This is a genomic window from Gammaproteobacteria bacterium, assembly GCA_003696665.1.
In the GTDB taxonomy this organism is placed as follows: domain Bacteria; phylum Pseudomonadota; class Gammaproteobacteria; order Enterobacterales.
In genome coordinates this window covers 1-8,724 of the sequence record RFGJ01000150.1, presented here as the reverse complement: position 1 = coordinate 8,724, position 8,724 = coordinate 1, and the positions used below count along the sequence as shown (strand labels likewise).

Annotated in this window: 7 protein-coding genes; 6 read left to right on the top strand and 1 reads right to left on the bottom strand. The window is 52.1% G+C overall.

Going from position 1 to position 8,724, the window contains the following annotated elements:
• A partial coding sequence (gene tusA, locus D6694_04635) for a sulfurtransferase TusA (GenBank protein ID RMH45494.1) occupies positions 1 to 197 on the bottom strand: 197 nt, incomplete at its 3' end.
• Positions 198 to 354: 157 nt separating this feature from the next.
• On the opposite strand from tusA, the gene D6694_04630 reads away from it, so the two are divergent.
• The 6 genes from D6694_04630 to D6694_04605 form a co-directional block, all read left to right on the top strand.
• On the top strand, positions 355 to 2,028 hold the full coding sequence (locus D6694_04630) for a hypothetical protein (GenBank protein RMH45493.1): 1,674 nt from the start codon (positions 355 to 357) through the stop codon (positions 2,026 to 2,028).
• Positions 2,029 to 2,186: 158 nt separating this feature from the next.
• A complete protein-coding gene (locus D6694_04625) occupies positions 2,187 to 2,495 on the top strand; it encodes a hypothetical protein (protein RMH45492.1) in 309 nt (102 codons plus the stop codon).
• A 109-nt stretch (positions 2,496 to 2,604) separates the two neighbouring features.
• Positions 2,605 to 3,834 (top strand): phosphoglycerate dehydrogenase, encoded by a 1,230-nt coding sequence (locus D6694_04620; GenBank protein ID RMH45491.1) that lies wholly within the window; start codon positions 2,605 to 2,607, stop codon positions 3,832 to 3,834.
• Positions 3,835 to 4,128: 294 nt separating this feature from the next.
• Positions 4,129 to 5,901: a 4Fe-4S dicluster domain-containing protein gene (locus tag D6694_04615; protein ID RMH45490.1), complete on the top strand. Its 1,773-nt coding sequence runs from the start codon at positions 4,129 to 4,131 to the stop codon at positions 5,899 to 5,901.
• Between the two features lie 4 nt (positions 5,902 to 5,905).
• A complete protein-coding gene (locus tag D6694_04610; protein ID RMH45489.1) occupies positions 5,906 to 7,744 on the top strand; it encodes a 2-oxoacid:acceptor oxidoreductase subunit alpha in 1,839 nt (612 codons plus the stop codon).
• On the top strand, positions 7,741 to 8,724 hold a 984-nt coding region (locus tag D6694_04605; GenBank protein RMH45488.1), incomplete at its 3' end, for a 2-oxoacid:ferredoxin oxidoreductase subunit beta. The genes D6694_04610 and D6694_04605, both read left to right, overlap by 4 nt.

Sequence of the window (8,724 nt, the reverse complement as noted above, 5' to 3'; positions counted from 1 at the left end):
AGCGAGTCTGTTTCAGCACGGAGCAATTCGTGTGACATGAAACGACAAAATTTTGGAATGTCACGTGTCGTTGATGGGTCATCGGCCAACACATGCAACACTTCCCCTGTGTCCATTTTGCGTAACGTCAAACGCACCATCATCACTGGTTCTGGGCAACGTAGGCCGATGGCATCGAGTGTTTGGTGGCTTTTCACGGAGCGTCCATGTAATGTCCAAAATGGGCTCACACTATAACGAATTCGCAGAAATTACGCACGGGTCGAAGAGTGAGAAAATCGGCACTTTGTGGACTGTACCACAGTCACTGTGTATGACACCGTGTTAAGATAGCGGTCTGATGGCGATTTGGGCATGGCTATGGAAGAAATCAAGACCCCGCCTCCAGTGAATAGGAAAAACAATCAACAGGAACGTACGCTCGTCACGCTGATTGGCAAAGGTGATGCGCCACCGGAGATTTCGGTGTGTCAACATGACCGAGATATGCAAGTGGCCGAACATGAGTCCGTGGTCGCCATTTTATGGGGGCAGCCCACCAATGCGCACGGACAAAAGGTGATTTCGGCACATCAATTGATCGAAACCTACCTGCACGCGGACCGGTTCGTGGCCGGACGATTTTGTGGTCGATTTGCATTTTTGTTGTGGGATGCACGGCGGCGACGGTTGATCGTGGCCACCGACCGACTGGCTCGCTACAAACTGTACTACCACTTGGTGACGGATAAAACGGGGCGATGGCGTTTGCGTATCGCCACGTCGCCTGACACGCTGGCAGAAATCGCTGAAGCCAGCATTGAGTCGCGCGCGGTTCATTTGTTTCTCGCGATGGGAGTTGTGCCGGTGCCATTCACCCTTTGGCAAGGCATAGAATCGATTCCGCCTGCTAGCATGATCTTATTCGAAGGTAAACAATGGGTACGGAAAAATTACTGGCAGCCTCGTTTTTCATATTTGGAGCATGGAGAGGCGGCACCACTGATCGAGCAATTCCAGACAAAACTGCATGATTGGGTCGAGCAGTATAAAAAGCAACAAGGGCTATTGTGGCTGCAAGGCTCTCCGCTTGATCAAATTTTGCTTGATCGCCTCGCGGCAGAAGGGGTTTTTGAGCCCATGACCATCAGTATATCGGCGGACTACCGACCTCCTCGTCGTCTCCAACAATTGACCGAGAGATATGGGGTGCCGCATCAGCATGTCCCGCTCACAGCAGAAACACTGCTTATGCAGCTTGATGAAATCGCGTCTGGCTTTCATCAGCCCGTGTCTGATATTACGGCGGTGCACGCCTATTTGGCACAGGCGGTCGGGCGTCAGTCTCAACGCCAGGTTGCCACAACCGTTGGAATTGACGCCGTACTGGCCGGTGGTCCTGTGCTCAATCGTAAAACGCCGTTGGTTGCGCAAATGCTGAAACGTTTTGGCGCACCAGATGTTTCTGAAGACGGCCTTGGCCGGTACCTCCAGTTGGCAGTGCGCAGTGGGCTTGAAGATGCTGCCATGGATTGGCTGCAAAGTGAAGGTGAGCGCTGGTTACGACATATCAAGGCCACCTCCAGTCTCGACCAAATGACGTTCCTTGACTGGGTATGGCGCTGGTCTTCGGGGACTTTCCAATCGCCAGCCATCGCGGCCGCGTTTGCCGAGCGGGATGGTGCATTGCAGCAATCCCTGCTATCTGACGAATGGCTGCAATGGTCGTGTCAGGTGCCTGCCACATTGAAAAGAGAAGGCGGCAAGCCCTATGCGTTGCTTCATGTGATGTCTGATGATCGAAATCCTCTCACGACGTTGGAGCTGCAGCAGTGGCCCAAGTTTCATTGGAAAATGAAAAAAACCGGGCTGATACCCGCTACCGTTTCGTCACGATTGACACATTTTTTCGATCTCAATATTGATGCAGAACGTTGGCAACAGTGGCTTGACAAACTTCCTCGGGTGCCGAATCGTGCACACAGCCTCGTTTTGTGGCGGCTTTTGATGTTGTCCACTTGGCTAAAGCATCATTCTGTGAAAAGGTGACATCATTTGTCGAAAATCCAAGTTATGTGGCGAAAATATATCGTTTCCGAGTCGCAAAAGGTGTGATAGTGTAGGTGTGATCTTGACTGAGATCAGCATGGTCATTCGTCGCGCCACGCCACGGATGATGAGACATTGAAACATAAAGGAGTCAGGGAATGTATAAATTCAAAATAGCCTTGGTGGCTTCTATCAGTTTAGGGCTTGCGGCTTGTGCCCAAAATCCACAAGTGACGAAGTCGCCATCGGAAGAAACGAAAACGGTGGCGCAAGCCGATGCCAATCAGGGCAAGCTTCGCTGTCGACGGATGGCCAGTGTCGGCTCTCATTTTCGTCGGACCATCTGCAAAACACAAGAAGAGTGGGAGCAAGAACGGCGCCAGGCTGTTGATGCTTTGGAGGATGCCAAGCAAGACTCTATGGCAAATTCCATCAAAGCAGAAGGCATTACCGACGGAAGGCGTTGAACGTGTGCTTCCAGAAGGCCTGCTCAGGCAGGCCTTCTGGTCTGACCTCTTTTCATCGCGCCAGATTCATCGTATGCTGTCAAAGAGCCCACAAACCTGATGAACCGCGATGAAAAGAACCTCCTATAACAAGTCTCAAATGAAGGTCGTTTTGCTTGAGGGGATTCATCCTAATGCGAAAAACATGTTTGAAGCAGACGGCTATACACATGTCGAATGTTACGAAAAAGCCTTACCGCCCGAACAGTTGGCAACTGTCCTGAAAAACGCGCGGTTTATCGGTATCCGCTCGCGGACGCAGCTGACGGAACAGATACTTGAGGCCGCACCGAATCTACTGGCGATCGGTTGTTTTTGCATCGGCACCAATCAGGTTGATCTTGAGGCAGCTGAAAAGCGGGGCGTTCCTGTATTTAATGCGCCGTTTGCCAATACAAGAAGCGTTGCCGAATTGGTCGTGGCTGAAATGGTGATGCTTATGCGTGGCATTCCCGAAAAAAATGCTGCGGCACATCGCCACCAATGGCTGAAGTCTGCGGCCAATGCGTATGAAGTCAGAGGCAAAACAGTCGCGATCATTGGGTATGGTCATATCGGTTCGCAGGTGGGTGTTTTGGCGGAAGCTTTGGGGATGCGTGTTCGCTTCTTCGATATTGCGAACAAATTGGCTTTGGGCAATGCTGTGCGTTGTCAAAGTTTCGAAGAGGCGGTCAACGGCGCTGAGATAGTGACCTTTCATGTGCCAGCCACACCTGAGACCCGCCATATGGTGAATGCTGAAACGCTCGCCATGATGAAACCTGGCGTGGCGATTATCAATGCCTCACGCGGCCATGTCATCGACGTGGCCGCACTTGTCGATGCGTTAAAAAGTGGACATGTGCGGGGCGCGGCGATAGATGTTTTCCCTAAGGAGCCGACCTCTAATCAAGAACCATTTGAATCGCCACTATGTGAATTCGATAACGTCCTGCTAACGCCTCATATCGGCGGCAGTACCCAAGAGGCCCAAGCCAATATCGGCATAGAAGTGGCGGAAAAACTCATCGCGTATAGCAACACCGGCACCACCACCGGGGCCGTCAACTTCCCACAGGTCGGGCTGCCGCAACAAGAAAACGCATTTCGTATTTTGCATATTCACCACAACCAGCCAGGGGTGCTCAGCCAGATCAACGAGTTGTTCTCGAAGCGAGATATCAATATAGTTGGTCAGTACTTACAAACATCAAAACACATTGGCTATGTGGTCACAGACATTGATCGCCAATCTGATGAGAGCATCCTCCATGATTTGAAAGCCGTTCCCGGCACCATTCGCGCTCGTATTCTTTATTAGTCATTCGTTTATTGTGGAGTCGCGGCTTAGATTGACCATATGAAGCCTGTGGCACGGTCGTTGCCCGCCGTGCCTCAGGCTTTCGGGAAGGGGGAGCGACACAGGTAAGCCGTGCTAACGTAGGCCCACGGCACTCGGTTGCGGCCCTGACCCATGGTGGAGCGGCAATCCGCTCTAAACGCATACCATCATTGGACGTAACGTATCGCAGTACAATAAAATCGTTTACAATGGAAGCCCTTCTTTGAGGGGCTTTACTTTATTTGTGCAGTGACAACCAGGGATTCTTGAATTGTGAAACCGACCGACATTCGTGATCCAGAGTATTTTCACCGCGTGATTGATTGCCAATATGCGTGTCCTGCCCATACGCCGGTACCAGAATATATCCGATTGATCGCCCAAGGCCGTTACGACGACGCCTATATGGTGAATTGGGAATCTAACGTATTTCCTGGGGTATTGGGGCGCACTTGTGACCGTCCATGTGAGCCAGCTTGCCGGCGTGGACGCGTGGACGAAGAGCCGGTGGCCATTTGTCGTCTCAAGCGAGTGGCAGCCGATTTCAAAACCGACATTCGAAAACGATTGCCAGCGATACCGACAAAGAAGAATGGTAAGAAAGTTGCCCTTGTTGGGGCTGGGCCAGCGAGCTTGACGGTGGCGCGTGATCTGATGCCGCTTGGTTATGAAGTGCATCTCTATGATGAGCAGGCAGCAGCAGGCGGTTTTATGCGTAGCCAGATCCCGAGCTTTCGGTTGCCTGAGCGCGTTCTCAACGAGGAGGTGGGTTATATCCTAGACATGGGGGTGATCACGCACTTTCAAAAACGCGTGGATAGCCTCAAAGCGCTGCTCCAAGAGAGTTATGATGCGGTTTTTGTTGGTTGCGGCGCTCCGCGTGGGCGCGATCTGGCCAACTTGCCGGGCCGTCAGGAGGCGGATGCCAATGTACATATTGGCATTGAGTGGCTGGCCAGTGTGGCATTTGGCCATGTGAAACGCATTGGTCGCCGCGTGTTGGTGCTAGGGGGCGGAAATACGGCAATGGACTGTTGCCGCACGGCGCGACGACTGGGGGGGGAAGATGTGCGTGTCGTCGTTCGTTCGCCACGCGCCGAAATGAAAGCATCGCCTTGGGAGATAGAAGATGCGCTCAAGGAAGACATCCCGATTATCGACAATCATGTGCCTAAGGCCTTTGTGGTGGAAAATGGCCGCCTGGTAGGTATGACATTTGAAAAAGTCCGCGCTGAATATGATGAAACGGGTAAGCGTCACCTGATTCCGACCGGGGAGCCCCTGGTGACCATGCCCTGTGACGATGTGCTGATCGCCATTGGTCAGGAAAATGCATTTCCATGGATCGAGCGTGACATCGGGATTGAGTTTAATGATTGGGGTTTGCCGGTGCTGGATGAAACGACCTTGCAATCAACGCTCCCGAACGTGTTTTTTGGCGGCGATGCAGCGTTCGGGCCGAAGAACATCATTACCGCGGTGGCACATGGACACCAGGCGGCGGTATCCATTCATCTGTATTGTGAAGGGCGGAATGTGCATGATCGTCCGGCGCCGCAAGTGAGTTTAATCAGCCAAAAAATGGGCTTTCACGAGTGGACCTATGATTCGCATGTGGTCGATGACGATCGTTATCAGGTACCGCATGCGCCGAAAGAAGCATCACTTAAGCAGCTGGATCTTGAAGTTGAGCTTGGCTTTGACAGAAAGCAAGCCTATCTTGAGGCTGAACGTTGTCTCAACTGCGATGTGCAAACCGTTTTTGATCGAGAACGTTGTATTGAATGTGACGCATGCACCGACATTTGTCCGACCAACTGTATCAACTTTATTGAAAACGCTGAGGAGTCTGAACTGCGTGAACGTCTCATTATCCCGGCACGTAACCTTGACCAGCCACTTTATGTGTCGGACACACTCAAGACCGGGCGCGTCATGGTGAAAGATGAAAACGTTTGTTTGCACTGCGGTCTTTGTGCTGAGCGCTGTCCAACCTCGGCGTGGGACATGCAGAAGTTCTTGTATAGCGTGACTAAAGCAGGATGAACCCATGAAACCGATTCAAGCTGTGAATGACTTTGTCATTCGCTTTGCCAATGTCAATGGCACCGGCTCTGCTTCCGCCAATAATCTGTTTGCCAAAGCAATCTACCGATTGGGCGTGCCTGTCAGCCCCAAAAATATCTTTCCTTCAAATATTCAGGGACTGCCGACCTGGTACGAAGTGCGCGTGTCTGGGGAGGGTTACCTAGGACGGCGTGGTGGCGTGGATATGGTCGTGGCCATTAATGGTCAAACACTGAAACAAGACTACGAAACCTTGTTGCCAGGCGGCTATTTCATATACGACAGCACCAAGCCGCTGCCACCTGACTTCACCCGTGATGACATCGTGGTGATGGGCATTCCACTGACCGAGCTCGTGAATGCCAATTTTTCCGATCCCCGCCAACGGCAGTTATTCAAAAACATTATTTACGTTGGCGCATTGGCGTCGTTGTTGGACATTGGCTTGGAGGTCTTCTTTCAGTCCATTGAGCGGCAATTTGCGAAAAAGCCAAAACTGATCGCGCCAAACCATCATGCGTTACAACTGGGTTACGATTATGCCGCGAAGCATTATGCTGACGTTTGTCAAATTCGCGTGGTGCCACTTGATAAAGTTGGCAACAAAATAATGATGGATGGCAACACGGCCACCGCGCTTGGGGCGATTTACGGTGGTGCGACAGTGGCGGCTTGGTATCCGATCACCCCGTCCACATCGGTGGTGGATGCCTTTGAAAAATATTGTCGTCAACTGCGTATTGACTCTGACACTGGTAAACATCGTTTCGCGATTGTCCAAGCAGAAGATGAATTGGCGGCGATGGGCATGGTCATGGGGGCGACGTGGATGGGCGCGCGTGCATTTACCGCCACCTCCGGCCCTGGTGTGTCTCTGATGAGCGAGTTTCTGGGCTTAGGCTATTTTGCGGAAATTCCAGCCGTATTGATCGACGTCCAGCGTGTGGGACCGAGCACCGGCATGCCAACCCGGACGCAACAAGGCGATCTCCTGCTTGCCGCTTATGCATCGCATGGCGACACCAAGCATCCCTTTTTGTTACCGGCCACGCCGACTGAGTGTTTTGAGATGACGGCCTTGAGTTTTGATTTGGCTGATCGCTTACAAACACCAGTGATTGTATTGTCCGATCTTGATTTGGGCATGAATGATCATCTGTGTGAACCGCTCCAATGGGATGACCAGCGACAATACGATCGAGGGAAGGTGCTGGATGCCGAAGCGCTTCGTGAACTCAAACAGCCATGGGGGCGATATCAGGATGTCGATGGTGACGGCATTGGTTACCGTACTTTGCCGGCCACTGATCCGGAAAAGGGTATGTACTTCACGCGTGGCTCGTCCCATGACGAATTTGCCCGCTATACCGAGGACAGTGATGCGTACCAGCGTTCGATGGAGCGACTGGCGCGCAAATGGGAGACCGCCAAGACACTGATGCCCACACCAGAAATCGTGGAACGAAATGCCCGCGTAGGGGTGGTGTATTTTGGAACCACGACAGATGCAGCGCGTGAAGCCATGGCGAAACTGGCAGAACGAGGCGTAATGCTGGATGAAATGCGCCTAAGGGCCTTTCCATTCTCTGACGACGTGCGTGCATTTATCGAAAAGCATGAACAGGTTTTTGTGATTGAACAGAACCGAGATGCGCAAATGCGCACTTTATTGGTCAATGAACTTGGTGTGTCGCCATCACACCTGACGCCTATCCTGCATTATAACGGCCAACCGATAACGGCCAGCTTTATTCAGGAGGCTTTGGAGGCGGCCATGGCCGTTGCGACCGAGGACAAGCAGCGCACGGAGGTTGTGCAATGACCTACTTTCGACCGAATTTCAGACATCCCGAGCTACCCAAAAATGCGTTGGGCTACGACAAGCGTGCTTATGAAGGCGCTTTATCCACGCTGTGCGCCGGTTGTGGACATGATTCAATTTCAGCCGCCATCGCACAAGCCTGTTTTGAGTTGCCGGTTGAGCCGCATCGCGTGGCCAAACTGTCAGGCATTGGCTGCAGCTCCAAAACACCGGCTTATTATTTAGGCCGTTCGCATGGGTTTAATTCGGTGCACGGAAGAATGCCTTCTGTGGCCACAGGCGCCAATATGGCCAACCGTGATCTCATTTATATTGGTGTGTCGGGTGATGGCGACACGGCCTCAATTGGCATGGGCCAATTCATGCATGTGGTGCGGCGTAATCTCAACATGGTGTACGTTGTGATGAATAATGGATGTTACGGGCTGACCAAAGGACAGGATTCGGCCACGGCAGATCGGGGCTCGGTCAGCAAGAAAGGCACACCCAATCCTTTTGAGTCGTTTGATCTGTGTGCACTGGCCATTCAGGCAGGGGCAACTTTTGTGGCGCGCAGTTTTAGTGGTGACAAGCGCCAGCTGGTGCCTTTGCTCAAAGCGGCGATGCATCATCATGGACTCGCGCTGATAGATGTGATTTCACCGTGTGTGACTTTCAATAACACACCCAATTCTACTAAGAGCTATGATTGGGTGCGTGACCACATGGAAGCCACAGGCACTATTGATCTGGTGCCGCCGCGAGAAACCATTACATTGGAGCAGTCAGAAGGCACAGTGGAGATGGTGCAGTTGCACGATGGGACACAGTTGGCGCTTAGAAAAGCCGCTCCCGATCTGGATGTGCGAGATCGGCTCAAAGCCATTCAGTATATGGAAGCGTGCCGACAGGATGGAGAAATTGCCACTGGCCTGTTGTACCTAGATGAAAATTCGAAAGATACACATGACATTCTGAATACGGTCGAGGTACCGCTGAGT

Coding starts and splice junctions, on each gene's coding strand:
- D6694_04610 (RMH45489.1), top strand. CDS start 5,906: ATGAAACCGATTCAAGCTGTGAATGACTTTGTCATTCGCTTTGCCAAT.
- D6694_04620 (RMH45491.1), top strand. CDS start 2,605: ATGAAAAGAACCTCCTATAACAAGTCTCAAATGAAGGTCGTTTTGCTT.
- D6694_04625 (RMH45492.1), top strand. CDS start 2,187: ATGTATAAATTCAAAATAGCCTTGGTGGCTTCTATCAGTTTAGGGCTT.
- D6694_04630 (RMH45493.1), top strand. CDS start 355: ATGGCTATGGAAGAAATCAAGACCCCGCCTCCAGTGAATAGGAAAAAC.